Source organism: Pedobacter cryoconitis, from assembly GCF_001590605.1.
GTDB lineage: Bacteria > Bacteroidota > Bacteroidia > Sphingobacteriales > Sphingobacteriaceae > Pedobacter > Pedobacter cryoconitis_A.
In genome coordinates, this window is the sequence record NZ_CP014504.1 from 3,004,976 (window position 1) to 3,026,925 (window position 21,950).

General features: G+C 38.4%; 21 protein-coding genes. 6 read left to right on the forward strand and 15 right to left on the reverse strand.

The features are described 5' to 3' along the window. Positions 1-114 precede the first annotated feature (114 nt). The 5 genes from AY601_RS12475 to AY601_RS12495 form a co-directional block, all read right to left on the reverse strand. Positions 115-1,203, reverse strand: coding sequence for a hypothetical protein (locus AY601_RS12475; RefSeq protein ID WP_198163513.1), 1,089 nt, complete (start codon positions 1,201-1,203; stop codon positions 115-117). A 199-nt stretch (positions 1,204-1,402) separates the two neighbouring features. Then, positions 1,403-2,872, reverse strand: coding sequence for an IMP dehydrogenase (guaB, locus tag AY601_RS12480; RefSeq protein ID WP_068401428.1), 1,470 nt, complete (start codon positions 2,870-2,872; stop codon positions 1,403-1,405). A 108-nt stretch (positions 2,873-2,980) separates the two neighbouring features. Beyond that, positions 2,981-3,451, reverse strand: a complete 471-nt coding sequence (locus AY601_RS12485; protein ID WP_068401431.1) for a GNAT family N-acetyltransferase — start codon at positions 3,449-3,451, stop codon at positions 2,981-2,983. A 114-nt stretch (positions 3,452-3,565) separates the two neighbouring features. Beyond that, positions 3,566-4,840 (reverse strand): M16 family metallopeptidase, encoded by a 1,275-nt coding sequence (locus tag AY601_RS12490; RefSeq protein WP_068401434.1) that lies wholly within the window; start codon positions 4,838-4,840, stop codon positions 3,566-3,568. Then, the gene (locus AY601_RS12495) at positions 4,833-6,077 is read right to left on the reverse strand and encodes a M16 family metallopeptidase (RefSeq protein ID WP_068401437.1); all 1,245 of its coding nucleotides are present in this window, start codon (positions 6,075-6,077) and stop codon (positions 4,833-4,835) included. Before AY601_RS12495 ends, AY601_RS12490 begins: the two co-directional genes overlap by 8 nt. A 97-nt stretch (positions 6,078-6,174) precedes the next feature. Between AY601_RS12495 and mqnC the strand changes: the two genes are divergently transcribed. Next, a complete protein-coding gene (gene mqnC, locus AY601_RS12500; protein WP_068401449.1) occupies positions 6,175-7,299 on the forward strand; it encodes a cyclic dehypoxanthinyl futalosine synthase in 1,125 nt (374 codons plus the stop codon). A gap of 73 nt (positions 7,300-7,372) precedes the next feature. Here the strand turns inward: mqnC and AY601_RS12505 are convergent, their stop codons facing one another. Beyond that, a complete protein-coding gene (locus AY601_RS12505) occupies positions 7,373-8,203 on the reverse strand; it encodes a ferritin-like domain-containing protein (protein WP_068401451.1) in 831 nt (276 codons plus the stop codon). 11 nt (positions 8,204-8,214) lie between these two features. Beyond that, positions 8,215-8,925: a ferritin-like domain-containing protein gene (locus AY601_RS12510; protein ID WP_068401454.1), complete on the reverse strand. Its 711-nt coding sequence runs from the start codon at positions 8,923-8,925 to the stop codon at positions 8,215-8,217. A gap of 155 nt (positions 8,926-9,080) precedes the next feature. On the opposite strand from AY601_RS12510, the gene AY601_RS12515 reads away from it, so the two are divergent. From AY601_RS12515 to AY601_RS12535, 4 genes are all read left to right on the forward strand, one after another. After that, positions 9,081-9,860: a LytR/AlgR family response regulator transcription factor gene (locus AY601_RS12515; RefSeq protein WP_068401457.1), complete on the forward strand. Its 780-nt coding sequence runs from the start codon at positions 9,081-9,083 to the stop codon at positions 9,858-9,860. Then, positions 9,850-12,795 (forward strand): sensor histidine kinase, encoded by a 2,946-nt coding sequence (locus AY601_RS12520; RefSeq protein WP_084359237.1) that lies wholly within the window; start codon positions 9,850-9,852, stop codon positions 12,793-12,795. The genes AY601_RS12515 and AY601_RS12520 overlap by 11 nt, the downstream gene beginning before the upstream one ends. A 425-nt stretch (positions 12,796-13,220) precedes the next feature. After that, entirely contained in the window at positions 13,221-13,421 is a 201-nt protein-coding gene (locus tag AY601_RS12530) for a hypothetical protein (RefSeq protein WP_068401482.1), read from the forward strand. 127 nt (positions 13,422-13,548) lie between these two features. Continuing rightward, the gene (locus AY601_RS12535) at positions 13,549-14,676 is read left to right on the forward strand and encodes a hypothetical protein (protein ID WP_068401488.1); all 1,128 of its coding nucleotides are present in this window, start codon (positions 13,549-13,551) and stop codon (positions 14,674-14,676) included. A gap of 45 nt (positions 14,677-14,721) precedes the next feature. Here the strand turns inward: AY601_RS12535 and AY601_RS12540 are convergent, their stop codons facing one another. The 8 genes from AY601_RS12540 to mce all read right to left on the reverse strand — a co-directional run bounded on the left by AY601_RS12540 (position 14,722) and on the right by mce (position 20,543). Further along, on the reverse strand, positions 14,722-15,051 hold the full coding sequence (locus tag AY601_RS12540) for a helix-turn-helix domain-containing protein (protein ID WP_041884843.1): 330 nt from the start codon (positions 15,049-15,051) through the stop codon (positions 14,722-14,724). Positions 15,052-15,079: 28 nt separating this feature from the next. Next, positions 15,080-16,432 (reverse strand): UDP-N-acetylmuramate--L-alanine ligase, encoded by a 1,353-nt coding sequence (locus tag AY601_RS12545; protein WP_068401491.1) that lies wholly within the window; start codon positions 16,430-16,432, stop codon positions 15,080-15,082. A gap of 44 nt (positions 16,433-16,476) precedes the next feature. Continuing rightward, positions 16,477-17,316, reverse strand: a complete 840-nt coding sequence (prmA, locus tag AY601_RS12550; RefSeq protein ID WP_068401495.1) for a 50S ribosomal protein L11 methyltransferase — start codon at positions 17,314-17,316, stop codon at positions 16,477-16,479. Continuing rightward, positions 17,316-18,077: a triose-phosphate isomerase gene (gene tpiA / locus AY601_RS12555; protein WP_068401497.1), complete on the reverse strand. Its 762-nt coding sequence runs from the start codon at positions 18,075-18,077 to the stop codon at positions 17,316-17,318. Before tpiA ends, prmA begins: the two co-directional genes overlap by 1 nt. A gap of 124 nt (positions 18,078-18,201) precedes the next feature. Further along, positions 18,202-19,377, reverse strand: coding sequence for a putative sugar nucleotidyl transferase (locus AY601_RS12560; protein WP_068401501.1), 1,176 nt, complete (start codon positions 19,375-19,377; stop codon positions 18,202-18,204). A gap of 126 nt (positions 19,378-19,503) precedes the next feature. Next, positions 19,504-19,752 (reverse strand): type B 50S ribosomal protein L31, encoded by a 249-nt coding sequence (locus AY601_RS12565; RefSeq protein ID WP_041884831.1) that lies wholly within the window; start codon positions 19,750-19,752, stop codon positions 19,504-19,506. A 94-nt stretch (positions 19,753-19,846) separates the two neighbouring features. Beyond that, entirely contained in the window at positions 19,847-20,134 is a 288-nt protein-coding gene (locus AY601_RS12570) for a hypothetical protein (protein ID WP_068401511.1), read from the reverse strand. A 4-nt stretch (positions 20,135-20,138) separates the two neighbouring features. After that, complete coding sequence (mce, locus tag AY601_RS12575) at positions 20,139-20,543, reverse strand: methylmalonyl-CoA epimerase (protein WP_068401513.1); 405 nt, start codon at positions 20,541-20,543, stop codon at positions 20,139-20,141. A gap of 124 nt (positions 20,544-20,667) precedes the next feature. On the opposite strand from mce, the gene AY601_RS12580 reads away from it, so the two are divergent. Beyond that, the gene (locus AY601_RS12580; protein WP_068401517.1) at positions 20,668-21,879 is read left to right on the forward strand and encodes an IscS subfamily cysteine desulfurase; all 1,212 of its coding nucleotides are present in this window, start codon (positions 20,668-20,670) and stop codon (positions 21,877-21,879) included. The last annotated feature ends 71 nt before the right edge of the window (positions 21,880-21,950 follow it).

Genomic DNA, 21,950 nt, shown 5'->3' on the forward strand with positions numbered 1-21,950 from the left:
ATAATAAAAAATCACTTCAATCCTTTTTATGAAAAAGCACTGAAGTGATTTAAACAATTTCAAAGCGGATGAATTATCTCATTCCAGCCCTCACATCGCAAATATACTGATATATTATTTTACAAAGACAGAAAGTGCTGTAGCTCCCCCGCTCTCTGAATTGATTTCCTGGACAAAAAACAGGTTTTTCCATGTTTTAGCTGTCCCACCTTCATTAACAACAACATAGACATCACTGTCATTTACAAATACAGAATTTGCTGTAATCATTCCTATCTTTTCATATGAACCAGAGACTAAGTTAGCGGCTATCTTATTTCTCCACAATTTAGCTGTGCAGGTAATACCGTCATTTTCGTAACCTGCAACATAAACATCGCTGCCATTTACAAAAAGAGAGTTGCCGATAGCTTGCTTTGTGCCATCAGTTAAGTTATCAGTCACCCCATTTTTCCATATTTTAACTACAGATTTTGATAAAGGCGTTGAGCCTATACCTTGATTTCCGGGAAGATTACCATCTTCTGGATCTATATTCTCTTCACTGCTTACATAAACGTCAGTTCCACTTACAAAAACAGCTTTGGCAACAGCATGTTTTGTTCCATCGCTTAACCTGACAGCAACCCCATTTTTCCATAAGGTAGCAGCAGTTTTACGGCCTTCCAGGAATTCATAACCTGCTGCATAAACATCGTTACCGTTCACGTAAACTGAGTAAGCTCTTGAAAACTTTGGCCCGCTTGCCAGTTTAACAGCTACTCCGTTTTTCCAGACCACAGCAAATCCGTGATCAAAACCAGCTACATAAACATCAGTACCGCTTACAAAAATTGAATAGGCACCGGAATAAAGCTCGCTGCTCAGTACTGTAGCGACACCATTTTTCCACAATACGGTTTTAAGACCATCTTTCCCTGTAACGTAAACGTCATTAGTCTCACTCACATAAACAGAATATGCCTGTGCTAAATTAGTTGTTCCATCAGTCAGCTCAGTTGCAACCCCATTTTTCCATAAGGTAGCTACCGGAACCAGTTTACTGTTATACCGCCAGCCAGCTACATAAATATTTGTAATTTTTGGAGGGTCTGGCTTAACTACCGGAGGCAGCGTTGGGGCGACTACCTCATCCTTAGATTTAGAGCAAGAGGTAATCAAGGCAAATAAGCAAATTGTAAAAATTAATTTCAAATTTTTCATTTCCATATCGTTTCATGTTGAACACTGATAATCAGTTCACTAAAATAATAATTAATTAACATAAAAGCGAAGCCAACTTACACCATATGAAATAACAATTCCATTACAATTGAAACCTGAACAGCATAATCAAAAAAAAGCATGCTAATGGTTACACCAATAGCATGCTTTAAAAAAAATTCGGGTTTTTGTAAAAGACCTAGCGTGAATAGTTTGGAGCTTCTTTAGTGATCGAAATATCATGTGGATGACTTTCTCTCATTCCAGCTGCTGTTATTCTTACAAACTTAGCCTGTTGCAGTTCTTCAATAGTTGCAGCACCGCAATAATGCATTCCTGCTCTCAAACCACCAACATATTGATAAATTACTTCAGCTAAAGTTCCTTTATAAGGAACACGGCCTACAATACCTTCAGGAACAAGCTTAGTCACTACATCTTCCTCATCCTGAAAATAACGGTCTTTAGAACCATGCTGCATCGCTTCTACAGAACCCATACCACGGTAAGACTTGAACTTACGTCCTTCATAAATGATAGTCTCGCCTGGTGACTCCTCTACTCCTGCGAATAAAGAACCAGCCATGATTGAACTTGCACCGGCAGCGAGAGCTTTAACGATATCTCCCGTTTGTTTGATACCACCATCAGCAATAACAGGGATTCCTGTACCTTCTAAAGCCTTTGCACATTCATAAACTGCATATAACTGAGGTACTCCCACACCTGCTATGATTCTTGTTGTACAGATTGAACCCGGTCCTATACCAACTTTAACAGCATCAGCACCAGCTTCAGCAAGTGCCAAAGCAGCAGCAGCTGTAGCAATATTCCCGGCAATTACCTGTAAGTCAGGGAAACGAGCCTTAATAGCTTTCACCATGTCAATCACACCTTTCGAGTGTCCATGTGCAGTATCCACAGTAACTACGTCAACACCGGCTTTAACCAGGGCAGCAACGCGGTCAATATTATCAGCTGCAACGCCAACAGCAGCACCAACCCGGAGGCGGCCACGCTCATCTTTACAAGCTTTAGGGTAATTTTTATATTTCTGGATATCTTTAAAGGTGATTAAACCCGCAAGATTACCTTCTTTATTGATAACCGGTAATTTTTCGATTTTGTAGTCCTGAAGGATTTCTTCAGCCTGGATCAGGGTTGTTCCTTCGGCAGCCGTAATCAGATTTTCAGAAGTCATTACTTCCGAAATCGGGCGCTGCATATCTTTCTGGAAACGAAGATCGCGATTGGTAATGATACCAACCAATTTATTATTATTGTCAATAATAGGTATACCACCTATTTTATATTTAGTCATGATCTGGAATGCATCTGCAACAATTGCATCTGCACGAAGGGTTACCGGATCTTGTATCATTCCGCTTTCTGAGCGTTTAACCTTGCTAACTTCTTCAGCCTGGCGCTCAATACTCATATTCTTGTGCAGCATGCCAATACCACCAGCCTGAGCAATAGCAATTGCCAGTCCGGATTCAGTAACGGTATCCATTGCAGCAGAAACTACAGGTACATTAATACGTATTTTTTTTGTTAAATAACTTCCGGTGTTTACATCACGGGGAAGGACTTCGGAGTAGGCTGGAACTAATAATACGTCATCGTATGTTAGTCCTTCGGCAATAAATTTTTGGGGATCGAGTTGCATGGCAAATAATTAGGAGTTATTACTTGCCGGGCAAATCTACATAAATTATTTGAAACCAGAAACATTTCTCTCCAATAAACAAAGATTGGAGAGAAATTGACAATCAAATTAGATCTCTGAACCTTCTTCAGGCTCACAATGTTGTCTCAACTGCTTAGGTCCTTGCGGCCAGATATAAGAAGTGGTTTGTTTTTTCCAGCCCAGCTTCTGATAAAAATTACCCTTTCCCGGAGCTGCCGTTAAATTTACAAAATGATAATTATCAAGCTGTCCGTTCAGCATATTGATGATTTTTTTCCCTAGTCCATTTCCCTGAAAGTCTGGATCAACAACTATATCTGCCATGACTGCATAATAACGTCCATCCCCTACTACCCTTCCAAAAGCAATAATCTGATCTTCATGGTAAACAAACAAAGTCCATGTGCTTTTTCTGAAGGCAGATTCGATCTCCGGCTCTACCCTTGTTCTCCAGTCAATCTTATAGAAAAGCTCACAAACATAGGTCCAGTCAACCGTAGACAAATCATGGTTTAGCTTATATACGAAACTATTAATATCGATTTTTTTTGGTGTCATAAATCTATTTTACAATCATTCCCAAAAGGAAGAAATGATCTTTATCCGGCGCAAATATGAGCAAATATTTCAGGTAAAAAAATGGCCGAAAAGAAATAAAAAATTACATTTTACTTATTTTTTACCAACCACAACTTTCGTAAAATCTGCGGTATTTAAATACTTATTGGCCAGTGCTTTTATCTGTTCAGCAGTAATTGATTTAACCGTATGGATGTAATTGTCATAATAATCATAATCCAAACCAGAATAATAAATGTTTTTAAACTTATCAGCATGAGAGAATGCATTTTCCAGGCTTCCCAGCATAGAACCCAGCATATAACTGCGGACCAGGCTTAATTCCTGCTCAGAAACTGCTTCTGATTTCAATAAATCAATTTCTTTCTCAATCTCATTTAATGCACTGGTACAAACATCAGCGCCAACTTCTGTAGCGATGAAAAAATAACCAGCATCTTTCAAAGAAACGATTGCAGAACCAATACCATAAGTATAACCTTTATCTTCCCGGATATTAGCCATTAATCTGGAACCAAAGTAACCACCTAAAAGACAATTCATCACCTGAAAACCTGCAAAATCCGGATGCGAACGATTGATACTTAAAGTTCCCATTCTGATTGCGGACTGTATTGCATCTGCCCTTTCTACGAAAATCTCACCTTTGGGTGCACTTTCAAAAGAAAAATGATTGATTGTAGAAGAAGCTTCATTATTCCAGTCCTTTCCAAAATTGGCATTCAACAAGTCAAATTCAGCAGCTTCAAATTTTCCGGCAACAAATATAGTACAGTTTTCAGGCTTGTAAGCAGCACTGAAATAAGCCACTAAATCTGCTCTGTTTATAGCCTGATAATCTTCCACATCAATATCAGAACCATAAGTTGAGGTTCCGAAAATCGCATGGGCAAAGTTCTTTCTCGCAAGAAAATCATTCTTCTGCAAACTCACTTTAAGAGACTGCTGTTGATTTTGTTTAAAAATATCCAGTTCCTGCTGAGGAAAAATACTCTCATTCAATACAGACCATAAAATAGGCAGTACTGATCCAAGATGTTTATTCAGCGTATATATTTTGATACTCGATTGATCAGCACCATAATCCGTTTGTAAAAAGGCACCATAATAATCTACCTTGTCGGCAATTTCTCTTGCAGTAAGCTTGTGGGTCCCATTATTAATCAAATGGTTTACCGCTATGGCCTGCAATGGTTTAGATTCATCCCAGTTTACATTTTCAAAAACAAATTCAATACGAACAAGCTCCTGTTTTCCGGCATTCACAGTAAATACCTTAATCCCGTTCGCTAATTCTTGTTTTTGAGGAGCAATAAAATTAATATCATTCACCTGTCTTGACTCAGGTATAAGGGTTCGGTTAAGCATTTTCGGAAGTTAAATAGTATAAAGTAGAACATTGCTCTCTTACGAAAGTCTTTTTGGCAACCTGGAGCAGTTTCGCTGCGTCAACAGCAAGATACTTCTGAATTTCAGTATTTAATCCATTTGCATCCCCCAGTAGCTCATAATAAGCAAGATTCATTGCTTTATCAAGCAGGCTCATTTCAGCAAACACCATAATAGACTCCGATTTGTTTTTCACTTTCGTCAATTCTACCTGGCTAACCTCTTCAGTCGCGATCTTATCCAGCTCAGCCCAAACAGCTTTTTCTGCGGCCTCCATTGTCACCCCTTCACTCAGTTTACCTTCTACGACAAATAAACCTTCATCCAGACTACTGGTAATGTAAGCATGAATGTCACTAAACAGCTGTTGATCTTTCAGTAAACTATTGTATAACCTGGAAGACTGTCCCTGAGAAAGCACATCAGATAAAAGATCATAAACCTGGTAATCAGCATCTCTGCGCGCAGCCATTTTGAAAGCCAGAAAAAATGCATTCAAAGGAACATTTGCAGTTACAGTCTCTTTGCGCGCTTCTGTCTGAGCTGGCTCCTGAACCAAATCCCTAACGTATTTATCTCCGGCAGGAATAGGACTGAACCATTTCTCTGCCAATAACTTAATCTCTTCAGTTTTCACATTTCCACCCACAACCATAATGGCATTCTGAGGATTATAATGTTTTTTAAAGAAGGCCTTCACATCATCCATCGAAGCATTTTCGATTTGTGCGAGGTCCTGTCCTATAGTTGCCCAGCGATAAGCATGTTTTTTATAAGCGAGCGGTCTTAATTTCAGCCATACATCACCATAAGGCTGATTTAAATATCTTTGTTTAAATTCTTCACAAACCACATTACGCTGTGTTTCCAGACTTTTTTCAGAAAACGCCAGGCTTAGCATACGATCACTTTCCAACCAGAAAGCAGTTTCAATATTCGTGGCCGGCAAAGTGATATAATAATTTGTAATATCATTACTTGTGAAAGCATTATTTTCCCCTCCCACTCTTTGCAGCGGTTCATCATAGACCGGTATATTCACAGAACCTCCAAACATAAGGTGCTCAAAAAGATGGGCAAAACCGGTTTTACCCTCTTCCTCATCCCGCGCACCTACATCATAAAGGATGTTTAATACCGCCATAGGCGTTGTATCATCTTCGTGTACCAGAACACGTAAGCCATTAGCTAGTGTAAAACGATTAAAATCTACCATAAAATATATAATTGTGTCAAATATAGGAATAATGATTTAGGGTAAATGTGATAATCTCATGAAATAAAAACAGCAGAACAAATGGTATATTTGCTGTATGAATACTGCCGAATTATTACAAAGGGCTCTGCAATTCGACTTTTTAACAAAAGAAGAGGGCGTGTTTCTGTACCACAATGCTGCTACTGCCGATTTGGCCTTTGTTGCAAATGAGCTGAGAAAAAAACAGGTCCCAAGCGGAAAAGTTACCTGGCAAATTGATAGAAACGTTAATACAACCAATGTGTGTATAGCGAACTGTAAATTTTGCAATTTCTTCAGAAGACCAGGTCATGACGAAAGCTATATCACAGACATAGAGACTTATAAAGTTAAAATTGAAGAAACTTTCCGTCTTGGCGGTGATCAGTTACTTTTACAGGGCGGACACCATCCTGATCTTGGGCTTGAATTTTATGCTGACCTGTTCAGAAAATTAAAAGAACTTTATCCTGATCTTAAATTACACGCTTTAGGCCCGCCGGAAATTGCACACGTTGCAAAAATCGATAAACTTACGCATACAGAAGTTTTAAGCGCACTGAAAGCTGCCGGTATGGATTCTTTGCCTGGCGCAGGAGCTGAAATATTGAATGACAGGGTTCGCCGCTTAATTTCTAAAGGAAAATGTGGCGGCCAGGAATGGCTGGATGTGATGCGTGCAGCACATCAACTGGATATTACCACCTCTGCAACGATGATGTTTGGTCACGTAGAAACTATAGACGAACGCTTTGAGCATTTAGTGTGGATCAGAGAAGTTCAGAGTGAAAAACCAGCAGATGCCAAAGGATTCTTAGCCTTTATCCCATGGCCTTTCCAGGATGACGGTACTTTATTGAAGCGTTTAAGGGGAATTACGAATGATGTTTCCGGAGATGAATACGTAAGGATGCTTGCATTAAGCAGAATTATGCTGCCGAACATTAAAAATATACAAGCATCGTGGCTTACTGTAGGTAAAAATGTAGCACAATTGTGTTTACATGCAGGTGCTAACGATTTTGGCTCTATCATGATTGAAGAAAATGTAGTTTCTGCTGCTGGTGCACCACACCGTTTTACAGCAAAAGGAATACAGGATGCCATCAGAGAAGCAGGTTTTGAACCGCAATTAAGAGGTCAGCAGTATAACTACCGCGACCTTCCTGAGCACTTAGAAGAACAAGTGATTAATTATTAATTGCTGTTATAAATAAAAAGGAAGAGAATTTCGATCCTCTTCCTTTTTCTCACCATATCTCCCCCTCGAAAAATTATTTGATAAACAGACTTGCAATCGCAAGTACCTGATCTTTACCTAGTGGTTCATCAAAAGCTTCTGTTGATGCATTCACGGAGAAACCAAGACCTGGAATATTAATATCTAATTGTGTTACGTTATCCTCACCAGCATAACTCGCTGCTGCTGCTGCAACACCGCTGTCGTTAGCACCAGTAATCCATGGTTTTAAAGAAGTTAAACCTCCACCAGCCGGAGCTTTACGCATTTGGCGGATATGTGAAGCATGGCGCGCTTCAACAGAATGAATCTGTAAAGCAGTCTGCAATACACTTGGACTACTCATTAGGTTACCAGCCTGACCTTTATAAGCTCTTACACCTGTATCTTCAAACACTTGTGCTACTGCCAGAAAAGTTGGATAATCAGAGAATACAGTAGGGAAATTTCCTTTTGCAGTAAAATCAAACGAAGCCGCCGTAAAAGATACCGGAGTACCACCCGAAGCAGTAATTGCTCCTTTTAACAAATTAACATGTGCCAATTCATGATCACGGATCGTATTGATGGCGCCTACAGCAGGTGTACCGGCAGGAATTAATCCCGCAGTATTAATACCAGTCTGGTAAAAATTATATTCAATATATTCTAAAGTTAAAGCAAAGTTCAGCACATCAATCACACCGTTTGTGGTTTGTCCGTAGGCCTTTTTGAACATAGAACCTAAAGCCATTGGAAGCGCAGCTAAAGCTACCTTTGATCCAAAGCCATAAAATGATTTCATTGCTGCTCTGCGTGGATTTAAGCGTTCATACACTTCTCCATCCACTTTTTCAATTTCTTCTAATATGTTAATGATATTCATGATTTCCCGGATTAAGAAGTAGGTAAATTAGACGCGTTAATTGCAGTTTTGATAAAAGCTTTAGCCTTAGTTAAAACCTGGATAGGTGTCAAGGCACCATCAAGCCCATTGGCATCAACAGCTGTTAAATCAGCAAAAGACCCATTCGAAATCAAATCACGGATTAAAGCAGCATGACGGGCTTCAACAGAAACAATTTTTCCGGCAACCTCTAAGTATTTTGCAGTTTTTAAAAGTTTACCTGCACCATTGTAAGCCGAAACCCCTAAATCTTCAAATGTTTTAGCTGTCGTCAATACACTTGTTCTATCAGCGAAATTAATCGACGAGAAATCTACTGTTAAATTTACAATTGCACCAGTACCTAATGCTTTTTTGAAAAATTCACGGTGAGCTAACTCATGGTCTCTGATATCAGTTAATAAAGCAAGCTCATTTGCAGGAATACCTGTATAAGGGCTTTTGACTACTGCATCATAAAATGCACCCTCTAATTGTTCAAGTGCATAAGCGTAATTTAAGATACCCGGATCACCGCTACCTAAATCCACACCTGTATCTAATCCTGGGATACTTTTATCCTTTTTACAGCCTGCAGCAACTAAAGCCACTCCCGCAACCCCTGCTCCTGCATATTGCAGAAAAGATCTGCGTTGCAGTTTTGCAGTCAGAATACCGCTCTCCTGAAGCAGTACTTCTTTCTCTCCTTGTAAACTTTTCATAAGAAATGATTTAAATTATGGTTCAACTAAGTTGAGGGCCCCCATGATTATACCGTGACATACGGCATATAAATTCGTTTGGTTTTTGACTTTGTTAAAAAAATTCTTGACTCCTTTATTTTTTTGATAATTTCACCTTATAAAAATATCGGCTTGTGTTCAATGTGATAATAGTAGACGATGAAGAATTTGCGCGCTCTTCACTTTTTTTTCTCTTACAGGAAAATTGCGAAAATGTGCACATCAGCGGGATTGCCAAATCAGTAGATGAAGCACGTGAACTGCTCTCTTTACATGAAGTTGACCTGATCTTTCTGGATATCGCTATGCCCGGGAAAAATGGCTTTGAGCTTATTCCAGATGCGAAACTGAACAATACCCAGGTCGTTTTCACTACCGCTTATGATCAGTATGCCCTGAAAGCAATTAAGGCGAATGCCCTGGACTATTTACTTAAGCCAATTGACATCGATGAACTCAAAGAAACGGTAGAAAAAGCAACAAAATTAATCCGTTTAATTGACCAGGAATCTGACCGGAATGAACGCTTAAAAAATTTAGCAAATAATTTAGCAGACCGGTCCGAGATCAGGAAAATAAGTTTGCCGAACGGGCAAGGATATACCCTGATAGACCTCAATGAAATCATTCATATAGAAGCAGATAGCAATTATTCTATCTTTCATCTCGATAACAGAGACAAAATTACTGTATCTAAAGTACTGAAAGACTATGAAGAAATTCTGCCAGAAGATCAATTTATCAGGATCCATAAATCCAGTATTGTAAATTTAAATTACCTTAAAGAATACAATTCAAAAAATGGAATGGAAGTTTTACTGAAAAACGGAGAGAAAATAGCCGTTTCAAGACGAAGAGCAAGTATCTTCGCAGAAAAAGTTAAACAATATACCAATTTCACCAGTGATAAATAAAGCCAGTGCTTTCCCTGCCAAAGGAATAATCCTGCTTTTCCTTTTAATAGTTTCGGGTATTTATGGCTATGGACAGACTACTTTTATTAAACATTACGGCAGTAAAGATGGTTTACCGAGTAACAGCTGTTATTTTATACTTCAAGACAAAAAAGGCTATATCTGGGTAGCCTCAGACGCAGGAGTAAGCCGTTTTGACGGAAAAGTATTTGAGAATTTCTCTATCGATGACGGTTTGGCCGACAATCAGATTATCCGTTTGAATGAAGACCGCTCCGGAAGAATCTGGTTTTTCTCCTTAAACGGACAGCTCAGTTACTTTCAAAACGGTGTGATCTACAATGAAAGCAATGATAAACTGCTTCAGCTTTTAAAATTTAACGGTGTAGTTACCTCCTTTTTTGAAGACAGCAAAGGTCGCATCTGGTTTGGTACCAATAAAAACCTGCTGGCCAGGTGGGATGGGAAATCACTAAAAAAGTACAGCTCTGCTGATCCCGCTAATCAGTTTATCAATACTTTTATTTACGAAGATAAATCCGGCAGGATATGGGCATCAACTGCACACGCTGTACGTATCTTTGATGGAGAAGCCTTTCATAAAACAACATATAAAATCGGTTCTTTATCCTATAAAACTGTCAAAAACCTGCCCAACCGGACAATGTATTTTCTGGATAAAAAAGGACTTAATTTCAAAAACGGTATACAACAGCAGCTAACGATGAAGATCGACAGCAATTTGCTGGCAGATAATCCTGGCTATTTTTATGCAGAAAACCAAAAAGCCCTATGGCTAACTACCAACTCAGGAGTCTATCACCTGGAAACGGATGGCACAAAAACACATTACCTGCATAACCTGACCACAAACCAGGTGATCAAAGACAATCGGGAAAACATGTGGTTTGCCACGAGCAATGGGATCTATATGTTGCCTAAAAAGTCTAAAAGAGTGTATATCCGGGATAACCGCCAGGGCTTGAGCAATAATACCGTCAGGAGCATTACTAAAGACTACTCAGGTCACCTCTGGCTCGGACTAGACAATGGAAAAATCAACGTCCTGAATAAATCAGCTAATCAGATGCAGATTATTGAGCTGCAGGATAAGAAAAAGTTCAACAGCATTAAACAAATCAGTACAGATTCTACCGGAAAAACAATGTTTTTCAGCTCAGATTACGGATTAGGCATGCTATCCGCTCAACACACAAATCAAAACATTAAATACCTGCAGGAAACACATAGTTCCGGTTTTGTACTGAAAAACTTTAGCGTCAGCAGTAAAAACCATCTTTCCTTAGCCCTATCCTCGGGTGTAGTGATGGTGAATGACCCTTTTCATAAACTATCTTTTACTTCATCAAATTATAAAGAAGGAGAAAACTTCTTCAGCAACAGGGCCTACCGCGTCTATTATGACAAAGACGATAATCTATGGTTTTCCAATGTGAACGGGCTGGCCGAATTATCTGCAGGCAAACTTACCAGACACTATCAGCGTCACCCCTTATTAACCAAAAGGATCAATGACATTGCACAGTTACCAGACGGCACTATTGTGCTGGCAACCGATGGATATGGATTACTTTTCTTTAAAAACAACCTGCTGATCAGGCAAATTACCCGTGAAGACGGGTTGGCAAACAACATCTGCAAAAAGCTATTTATTCAAAAAGACCACGTTTGGGTGGTGACTACGAATGGCGTAAACCGGATCTTTTTAAACAGTAAAAATCCCGTAGAATCTTTTGAATATACTAATAACCTGCTCGACAATGATGTCAACGGCTTATATGTAGATCGTGATACCGCCTATTTTGCCACTAACCATGGCCTGGTTTTCTTTGCCAATACCCCTTTTGACAGAAATAAGGAAATGCCCAAAGTACTGATCTCCACGATCATCAATAACAGAAAACCATTGAGCCTGAATACAGATTCCTTCAATCTTGCCCCAGCAGCAAATAATATTACTTTTTACTACAGTGCCCTTGACTTTCAAAACAACTATATTTTATACCGTTACCGGTTAAAATCGGCCAGCCCATGGACAGAAACAAAAAACAGGAGACTGGAATTCTCTTCTCTGGAGCCCGGAAGCTATAAATTTGAACTCAGCGCAAAAACAAACAATAGCCAGTGGAGCAAGCCAGTAGCCGTAAGTTTCGTTTTAAAAGCACACTTCTGGCAATCCTGGTGGTTCATTTTCGTCATCCTGCTTTTAGCCAGCTTTAGTTTTTATAAGATTGCGGTCATCGTGACCCAGCAGCAAAAAGATAAAGAACAACAAAGACTGCTGTTAAAAAACAAGATCCTGATGCTCGAACAACAAGCGCTGCAAGCAATGATGAACCCGCATTTCGTCTTTAACGTAATGAACTCTATTCAGCATTACATCAATACTAAAGACACCTCATCAGCCAATAAGATCCTAACCGGTTTCGCCAGGCTGATCAGAAAAAACCTGGACATCTGTACCAAAAGCTTTATTGCGCTGGAAGAAGAAATCGAATACCTGACACTTTACCTGACCCTGGAAAAGAAAAGATTTGGAGAGAAGTTTAATTATACCATCCATATTGCCCCAGATATCGACCAGGACGAAACGATGATCCCCTCTATGATTTTACAGCCCTATATAGAAAATGCCATCTGGCATGGACTGATGCCTAAAGAAGAGGGCGGAAAAATCTCCATTGTAATTCAGCAGGAAAATGCGGATTACTTATTGATTCAAATTATAGATGATGGTGTAGGAATAGACAACTCACTACAGGTTAAAAGAGAAACACATGAGAGTAAAGGCATGAGCCTAACTCAGGAAAGAATCAACCTGATCAACCAGATTGAGGCAAATCCAATACAAATCAGCATTAAACAGAACGGTAATTCGGGTACAACTATCTCTATTTTAGTCCCAAATAAGTAGATTTTACCGTTTACTCAAAGATACCTACCACTTACTAAGTATTATTCGTTTAAAATTAAAATAGCATTAAACTTGTTATAGATATTAAAACAAACAAAGTTTGTAAAACGCGTTCTTATAGAATTGGCCAAAGATATTTTTAACCTAACCTAAAACTTATCTCAATTCAGGTTTCATTTGTGTGTTAAAAGTGGTAAAGTTAAAGCTTTACCACTTTTTTTTTGTCCTGAATTATTGCCTATTATGAACTGACCAGCAACCTCTTGAAAAAGTTCCGCTGAAATTTGAAAAAAGTTCTTTTTTTGAAAAGCTTTTATGTTAAATTTGATTGAGCAAAAAATCTTTCTGGATAGCATCGAAGCTCCTTTTAATGATTTTTTGTAAATTTAACGTATCAACAACTCTGGTAATTTTATTTAAGACAAATGACAACTCCAAAAAAATCTGTTAAGAAAAGTTCATTAGATGATCAGGCACAGGACAAAGAGATGAATGATGAGAATTCTTATGACTCTATTGAGAAAAAGAAGACTTTCGACGATGACGACGATGATTTTGATCTTCCATTAGATGATCTGGACACCTTCGGCGACTTTGATTCAGATGATGATGATGACACTTATTAAGTAATTCTGTCAAATTATATAGAGCATCTTTTTTACAGGATGCTTTTTTTTTATCCTTGCTTTGCTGCAGCTGTTTAAAGTTCATTTAAACAGCTGCAGCAAAGCAATTTTAACCCCAAATGAATAAATGCAGGTAATTTCCGTTTCCAGTTCACAGACAAAAAAAGAATTTTTACAGGTTCCGCATACCATTTATCAAAATGATCAGAACTGGATTTGTCCGCTCGATCAGGATGTAGAGAAAACATTTGACCCGGAGAAGAATATATTCTTTCAACACGGAGAATGTACCCGCTGGATCTTAAAAGATGAACAGGGAAAAACAATTGGAAGGATTGCTGCTTTCATCAATAACAAAAAAGCATTTAACTACGAACAGCCAACAGGTGGTGCAGGTTTCTTTGAATGCATTGACAATCAGGACGCCGCCTTTAAGCTATTTGATGCCGCACAAACCTGGTTAAAAGAAAAAGGAATGGCAGCGATGGACGGACCGATTAATTTCGGCGAAAATGATACCTTCTGGGGTTTACTCGTAGAAGGCTTCACTCCCCCATCTTACGGCATGAATTATAATCCTCCTTATTACCAGGCCTTTTTTGAAAACTATGGATTTGTTACCTCTTACCAGCAAATTACCAATCACCTTGCGGTCAGAAACCCTTTTCCGGAACGCTTTACAAAGATTGCAACCTGGGTAGCGAATAAACCAGGTTATACATTTGAACACTTTTCCAAGAAGAATGCGGAAAAATATGTGCAGGACCTGATGGAAATCTACAATGATGGATGGAAAGACTTTGAAAACTTTGTCCCAATCAAAAAAGAAACCCTTCAGGAGAGTTTCAAACAGATGGAGGCCATCATGGATGAAAAACTTATTTGGTTCGCTTACCTCAACGGAGAACCTGCTTCCTTTGTAGTTATCATACCAGATGCCAATCAAATGATCAAAGGTTTCAACGGAAAATTAGGTTTGATCGAAAAACTGAAATTTGTTTACCGCAGATGGAAAGGCGTCAACAGGATGAGAGCCATTGTGATGGGTACAAAAACTGCCTATCAAAAACACGGACTGGAATCCGCTTTATTTATTAAACTAAAAGAATATGTTTTGCCGCTGGATCAGTATGACGAACTGGAATTATCCTGGGTAGGTGACTTCAATGATAAAATGCTTTCTATTCATGAAGCAACCGGCGCTGTTTTCGGCAAGCGTCACCTGACTATGAGAAAAGTCTTCTCTGCCGTTTAATTTAAAAGCCTGTTTAACAATGCTAAACAGGCTTTTAAAATCTTACTATTTTTCTCTGATTTCTTCGTAAAGATCAATAACCTTCTTTTGAAGTTTAATGATCTCTTCTTCTCTCAGTGATAGTTTCGCTTTCAGATTATTGATCTCTTCAAAATTTACAGATTGAGGATTTTCTCCTTCTTTGGAGATGATGTCCATTGTTGAAACTTCAAAAAGATTAGCGATCTGAGCCAGCCTTGAGATGTTGATATCTGTAATCCCAGTTTCAATTTTTGAAAATGCAGGAATAGAGATGTTTAATCTTTTAGCTACTTCGCCCTGACTCCATCCATTTTTTTGACGGAGCTGTCTGATGTTCTTACCGATGATGTTCATTGTTATAAATTTAGGTGTGTTTTGTTCTTCAAGTATTCAACTCACGTGCCAGTTTGGCTAAATCCATACCGCCAAAGTTACCTGAGCTCATCAGCAAAAGGTTTGTCTGGCGAAAATCTAACCCTCTTAAGTATTGCTCAAGAGTAGAGGCATTGTCAAAAAAAGTAAGCTTATCGTTATTAAATGCTGTTTGAACATCTATTTCCGTGAAAGGCTTAATTTTTTTTTGTTGAAATGTTTTTATATCTATATATACGATAGGATTCTCTGCACGGATCATCGTATCTGCATATTGTAGTAAAAAATTTTTATTTAAACTACTAAATGTGTGTAATTCTATACAAGCTACTAATTTTCTTTCCTCAAATTGCGACTTTACCGCCTCAATAGTAGCTTTTAATTTTGAAGGGGAATGTGCGAAATCTTTATAAACATTTGTGTTTTTCTCCGCATTTAACAACTCCAACCTTTTTGATGCCCCTTTAAATGAGGTAATTGCAAGATTAAAATCATTTTCACTGATACCAATTTCTTTACAAACCAATTTCGCTGCGCTTAAATTCATAAGGTTATGATCACCAAAAACTTTCAGCGGCAGATTTTCAGGTAGTAAATAAGTTATACCATTGCTAACGCGGTGTGCAGGAATTTCGTATCCTGTTTTAACGATTTCTTTACGATTACTTTCAACAAGGGTGTGTAAATCTTTGTCAGTCGAAGCATAAAACAATTTGCCATCAGGCATGATTGTATCGATAAAAAGTTCAAACTGGTGCAAATAATTTTCGAAAGTAGGAAATACATTCACATGATCCCAGGCTACTCCGCTGATTACAGCAATATTTGCTTTATAAATATGAAATTTAGGTCTTCTGTCAATCGGGGAAGCTAAATATTCATCTCCCTCGATAATAATTATAGGCGCTGCCTCAGTAAGGCGTACCATCGTATCGAATCCCTCCAGCTGAGCACCAACCAGGTAATCGAAATCTTTTTTGTAGTAGTTAAGTACATGCAGGATCATGGAAGTAATCGTGGTTTTACCATGACTACCCCCAATAACTACTCTCAGCTTATCTTTGGTCTGTTCATAGATATATTCAGGATAAGAATAAACCTTCAGTCCAAGTTCTTGCGCCCTGAGTAATTCAGGATTATCAATAAGGGCATGCATTCCTAAAATAACCGCATCAAGATCAGCCGTGATTGACTCCTCATGCCAACCCAGTTTTTCAGGTAAAATCCCATGTCTGGAAAGTCTGCTTGCCGATGGCTCAAAAATTAAATCATCTGAACCACTTACAATAAAACCTTTCTGATGCAAAGCTATTGCCAGGTTATGCATTGCACTTCCCCCAATAGCTATAAAATGTATTCGCATTCTCAAATATTAAAAAAAATAAAGCAATTAAATACTTTTATTTATTAAACCTTTTCAAAACGGGAGGCTACCCATTCTCCAATCTTCTTATGATTCAGATAATTTATGCCAAATTCAGCACAAGCATCCTTAATCATCTGAAGATCCGGAGCTTCATAAAATCCACTAAAAAATATTTCACCACCGCTTTTTAAAACGCTGGCGTATACAGGAATCTGATCCAGTAAAATATTACGATTTATGTTTGCCAGGATCATATCATACTGCTCAGCAGGGATCACTTCTTTTCCACCACATAAAGCAGTAATATTGGTAATGTTGTTCAATGCAGCATTCTCCTTAGCACTCAGATAACAAACTTCATCATTATCAATAGCCACTAAATCTATAGCGCCTTTTTTAGCGGCAAGAATAGCTAATATAGCTGTTCCACAGCCCATATCCAGAATATTCTTTCCTGCAACATCACTTTCCAGGATGTATTGCATCATCATGGTTGTAGTTTGATGATGGCCAGTTCCGAAGGCCATTTTCGGGTCAATAACGATCTCGTATTTATATTGAGGCTGAACAGGGTGAAAAGTAGCCCTTACATAGCAGGTTTCATCGATAATAAGTGGTTCGAAATTCTTCTCCCACTCCTCATTCCAATTTTCTGCTGCAATTTCTGTTACTGTATAATTATACCCGAACTCTCCTTCAAACTGAAGAAGAGATCCGGTTAAGTTTTCTTTACTATAGCTATCGAAATCAATAAAGGCAGAAAAACCATTTTCGGTATCTTCAAACGTATTGAATCCAATTTCAGCAAGCTCACTGATTAATAAATCCTGTTGATATTCCTGGATAAGCTTAAAGCTGAAGGTGACTTGTATATATTGCATTAAGAATTAAATGTTTTAACGATATCTGCAAAATCACGTGATTTAAGAGAAGCGCCTCCGATTAATCCACCGTCAATATCTTTCTGCGCGAATAATTCAGGTGCATTTTTAGGTGTACAGCTACCTCCATATAAAATTGAAGTTTCTTCAGCAGCAGCTTCACCATATTTACCAGCAACTTCTGCACGGATAAATTCATGTACTTCCTGTGCCTGCGCTGCAGTAGCTGTTAATCCGGTACCGATTGCCCAAACTGGTTCATAAGCAATAACTACTTTTGCAAAATCTTCAGGGCTCAGGTGAAAAAGGCCATTTTCTAATTGTCCTTTAAGGATTTCAAAGAAATTACCATTGTTTCTTTCATCTAACGTTTCACCGATACAAAAGATAGGTGTTAATCCGTTTGCTAGAGCGATATTAGTTTTATCAGCAAGCAAAGCATCACTTTCAGCAAAATACTGACGACGTTCTGAATGCCCGACAATTACATATTCACAACCAATTGATTTGATCATTTTAGCCGAAATTTCACCAGTGAAAGCACCGCTTTCTTTTTGGTGGCAATTCTGAGCACCAATTTTAACGACATCACCTCCTAATTTTGATAAGCTGTTTAAGTGAATAAACGGAGCACATATGATAGCTAGCTGATCGCCTTTTTTTTCATCTCTTACGATGTTAACGATTTCTGAAAATAATGAAATACCTTCTGCATAGTCCGTATTCATTTTCCAATTTCCTGCTACTATTTTCTTTCTCATAATTAAATCTAATATTATTTTAACTGTAATCCTATTGCAATGCTGTTGAACCCAAATTTTGACGCTCAAATTAAGTTACTATACCTCAACTACACTTATAGCTGATAAAAATACACAAACTCTCTTAAAAAGATCTATAAATTGAAGTTAAATCAAAAATCGATGACAATATATCTTTTTCTATCTGATTAAACTCAACATTTTTGCGTTCATATACTTTTTCTGCTGTTTCGAACATTTTTTCAAGGCTATAAACAGCCAGGTTATCAGAACCACCCCAGGCAAAATCAGGAATAAAGTTCTTCGGATACCCCGAACCGAATACATTTGCACTTACACCAACCACAGTACCGGTATTAAACATCGTATTGATACCACATTTAACATGATCTGCCATAATTAAGCCGCAAAATTGAAGTCCAGTCTGTCTGAAAGCAGTTTTTTCATAATCCCACAATTTAACAGCTGCATAGTTATTTTTCAAATTGGAATTATTGGTATCAGCTCCGATATTGCACCACTGGCCCAGCACCGAATTACCCAGATAACCTTCATGCCCTTTTGCAGAATATCCCCAGATTACGGCATTGTTGATCTCCCCGCCCACCGTACTAAAAGGACCAATTGTGGTCTGGCCGTAAATCTTGGTCCCCATCTTTACTCTGGAACCCTCTCCCAAAGCAAAAGAACCCCTGATATGTGTACCTTCCCAGATCTGCGTATTTTTACCCAGATAAATAGGTCCTGTTAAGGTATTAAAAGTAGCACATTCTGCTTCTGCCCCCTCTTCAATAAAAATCTGGTCGCCCAGCACAGTATTGGTCGCACTTAGGTTTGCTGAAACCCGTCCTTTAGTCAAAAGATCAAAGTCAGCCCTGAGCTGAATGTCATTATTTCTAAAAATATCTTCAGGAAATACGATACGTGTAAAAACACCATGATAAGAAACAGGGCGCAATAGCGCTCCCCCGGCTAAACTAATGATTTCACCCGGATTAACTTTATAAGCCAGGATAAGTTCACCCTGAACAAGCACTTCACCACTTTGCAAAGCAGCAATCGCAGCAAAAAGACTTTCATCCGGGCAAACAGAACCATTTACATAGGTATCCGCATCATTGCGCGTTTTATATTTTGCACTAAGATAGACTGAGGTACAGAATCCTGCACCAGTTGATGCATACTTTTCCCATTTTTCAGCTATGGTTAATATTCCGATCCTCAGATCGGCCACAGGCCGGGTAAAAGTAAGCGGCCTTAAAGATAAAGCAGTCTGATCATCAAATAAATTAATGTTCATTTGAGTTGTTATTGTTGTTCACAGAATTTGCAGAGCGCAAACTCCTATTATATAATATAAGCAAAAATAAAAAAAGTCCCGAAGCTTAGCATCGGGACTTTATAATAATTTCTTATAACTGTAGAATTATTTCTTAGCGTAACGAGTTTTAAATTTATCGATACGACCAGCTGTATCTACCAGTTTCATTTTACCAGTATAGAAAGGGTGAGAAGTATGAGAGATCTCTAATTTATAAAGAGGGTATTCGTTACCATCTTCCCAAGTCACAGATTCTTTAGTTTCAACACAAGATTTAGTTAAGAAAGAGTATTCGTTAGACATATCTTTAAATACTACGAATCTATAGTTTGAAGGGTGAAGATCTTTTTTCATAATGAATATATACTTATTTGTACTTATTTGTCGCTTATTTTGAAGGTTGCAAATATCCTAATTATATTTTTTATTTACAAGCATTATTAAAAAATTATGTGCTATACTTTTTTCTGGTTTCAATTTTCTGTAGCTGCCTGCTAATATATTCATCTGCAATCACTTCTGCAGAAGGTAGTTGCGAGCTGCTGATCAGCAAAGATTTTAATCTTTCTTCATTCACATCTGTGCGATATAATATATTCATCATTTTAGAGATGTCATTATCCAGTAACCAGGAGAAAGCATACACCATTTTCCCTCTCAATTGCTCCGCAGACAATTCATCTTCCAGTTCAAAATCGTTCCCTATAATCCTGCAAAGCACTTTCAAATCATCCATTACATCATTTTTTTATTTCCTGACACAACTCGATCAGTACGCCGTTTGTTCCCTTAGGATGTACAAAGCAGATCAGTTTATTGTCGGCCCCAAATTTAGGTTCTTCATTCAAGAGTACAAAGCCCTCATTTCTCAGTCTTTTCATTTCCGCATAAATATTATCCACATCAAACGCAATATGATGTATCCCCTCTCCTCTTTTCTCTATAAATGAAGCGATCGGACTAGCCGCTACAGTGGCAGCCAGCAATTCAATTTTATGCTCACCTGTCCGGAAAAAGGCGGTATTAACCCCTTCAGAAACTACTGATTCCTGTTTATAAGCAGCTGTACCCAGTAACTTTTCATACAGCTGACAAGAGGCATCCAGGTCTTTTACTGCGATACCGATATGTTCAATTTTATTCATTGTCTATGTAAACGTTAAGCGAATGTAAAAATGCATGTTTCCATCCGATGTTCATAGCCCCATCTTACATTCTTTGGCAATCTTTTTTTGTACATTTGTATATTAAAAGAATAAATTACATACAATGGAACTTCCTATTTATCTAGATAATAACGCAACAACCCCGCTTGACCCAAGAGTACTTGAAGCCATGCTGCCTTATTTTACTACCAAATTTGGTAATGCTGCAAGCCGTAACCACGCCTTTGGCTGGGTTGCAGAAGAAGGTGTTGATTATGCACGTGAGCAAGCTGCCAAACTGATTGGCTGTACTGAAAAGGAAATTATTTTCACTTCAGGTGCTACAGAAGCAGATAACCTTGGTATTAAAGGTGTGTTCGAAATGTATCAGGATAAAGGTAATCACATCATTACTGCAACTACTGAACATAAAGCAGTATTGGATACTTGTAAACACCTGGAGAAATTAGGTGCAAAAGTTACTTACCTGTCAGTAAAAGAAGATGGCTTAATTGATCTTGCTGAATTAGAAGCAGCAATGACTGAACAGACTATCCTGGTTACGATCATGTATGGTAACAATGAGATCGGTGTTGTTCAGCCTATCAAAGAAATTTCTGCAATCGCACATAAATTCGGCGCATTGTTCATGACTGACGCCACTCAGGCTGTAGGTAAAATACCTGTAGATGTAAACGCGGACGGAATTGACCTGCTTGCCTTCAGTGCACATAAAATGTACGGCCCTAAAGGAGTTGGTGTATTATATGTACGCCGTAAAAACCCAAGGGTTAAAGTAACTGCACAAATGGACGGTGGTGGTCATGAGCGCGGCATGCGTTCAGGAACATTAAACGTACCTGGAATTGTTGGTTTAGGTAAAGCCTGTGAATTATGCCGTTTAGAAATGGAATCAGAAGCAGTACGCCTTTCCGGACTGAGAGATAAATTAGAAAGTGCACTGACTGTGATGGAAGAAAGTTATGTGAACGGGAACACACAACACCGTTTACCACATGTAGCAAATATTTCTTTCAAATATGTAGAAGGTGAAGGATTGATGATGGCCATGAAAGATCTGGCTGTTTCTTCAGGTTCTGCTTGTACTTCAGCTTCACTGGAACCATCTTACGTGTTAAAAAGCTTAGGCCTTTCAGATGATCTTGCACACTCTTCTATCCGTTTCGGTTTAGGCCGTTTTACTACTGAAGAAGAAATTGATTACGCGATTGAGAACACTAAAAAAGCAGTGAACCACTTAAGAGATCTTTCCCCACTTTGGGAGATGTTTAAGGAAGGAATTGATTTAAGCAAAATTGAATGGGCAGAGCACTAGTCTTCAGGCTGGTTCATCTATAAATAAAATATTTAAAAACAATCCTCTTTAACGAGAGGTTTAGAGGAAAA

What these genes read in the sequence shown, in the direction of transcription:
- AY601_RS12485 (WP_068401431.1), bottom strand. Translation starts at nt 3,451, where the DNA reads ATGACACCAAAAAAAATCGATATTAATAGTTTCGTATATAAGCTAAAC.
- AY601_RS12505 (WP_068401451.1), bottom strand. Translation starts at nt 8,203, where the DNA reads ATGAATATCATTAACATATTAGAAGAAATTGAAAAAGTGGATGGAGAA.
- AY601_RS12580 (WP_068401517.1), top strand. Translation starts at nt 20,668, where the DNA reads ATGGAACTTCCTATTTATCTAGATAATAACGCAACAACCCCGCTTGAC.
- AY601_RS12530 (WP_068401482.1), top strand. Translation starts at nt 13,221, where the DNA reads ATGACAACTCCAAAAAAATCTGTTAAGAAAAGTTCATTAGATGATCAG.
- AY601_RS12540 (WP_041884843.1), bottom strand. Translation starts at nt 15,051, where the DNA reads ATGAACATCATCGGTAAGAACATCAGACAGCTCCGTCAAAAAAATGGA.
- AY601_RS12545 (WP_068401491.1), bottom strand. Translation starts at nt 16,432, where the DNA reads ATGCGAATACATTTTATAGCTATTGGGGGAAGTGCAATGCATAACCTG.
- AY601_RS12560 (WP_068401501.1), bottom strand. Translation starts at nt 19,377, where the DNA reads ATGAACATTAATTTATTTGATGATCAGACTGCTTTATCTTTAAGGCCG.
- AY601_RS12535 (WP_068401488.1), top strand. Translation starts at nt 13,549, where the DNA reads ATGCAGGTAATTTCCGTTTCCAGTTCACAGACAAAAAAAGAATTTTTA.
- guaB (WP_068401428.1), bottom strand. Translation starts at nt 2,872, where the DNA reads ATGCAACTCGATCCCCAAAAATTTATTGCCGAAGGACTAACATACGAT.
- mce (WP_068401513.1), bottom strand. Translation starts at nt 20,543, where the DNA reads ATGAATAAAATTGAACATATCGGTATCGCAGTAAAAGACCTGGATGCC.
- AY601_RS12495 (WP_068401437.1), bottom strand. Translation starts at nt 6,077, where the DNA reads ATGGTAGATTTTAATCGTTTTACACTAGCTAATGGCTTACGTGTTCTG.
- AY601_RS12510 (WP_068401454.1), bottom strand. Translation starts at nt 8,925, where the DNA reads ATGAAAAGTTTACAAGGAGAGAAAGAAGTACTGCTTCAGGAGAGCGGT.
- AY601_RS12490 (WP_068401434.1), bottom strand. Translation starts at nt 4,840, where the DNA reads ATGCTTAACCGAACCCTTATACCTGAGTCAAGACAGGTGAATGATATT.
- tpiA (WP_068401497.1), bottom strand. Translation starts at nt 18,077, where the DNA reads ATGAGAAAGAAAATAGTAGCAGGAAATTGGAAAATGAATACGGACTAT.
- AY601_RS12565 (WP_041884831.1), bottom strand. Translation starts at nt 19,752, where the DNA reads ATGAAAAAAGATCTTCACCCTTCAAACTATAGATTCGTAGTATTTAAA.
- mqnC (WP_068401449.1), top strand. Translation starts at nt 6,175, where the DNA reads ATGAATACTGCCGAATTATTACAAAGGGCTCTGCAATTCGACTTTTTA.
- AY601_RS12570 (WP_068401511.1), bottom strand. Translation starts at nt 20,134, where the DNA reads ATGGATGATTTGAAAGTGCTTTGCAGGATTATAGGGAACGATTTTGAA.
- AY601_RS12475 (WP_198163513.1), bottom strand. Translation starts at nt 1,203, where the DNA reads ATGAAAAATTTGAAATTAATTTTTACAATTTGCTTATTTGCCTTGATT.
- prmA (WP_068401495.1), bottom strand. Translation starts at nt 17,316, where the DNA reads ATGCAATATATACAAGTCACCTTCAGCTTTAAGCTTATCCAGGAATAT.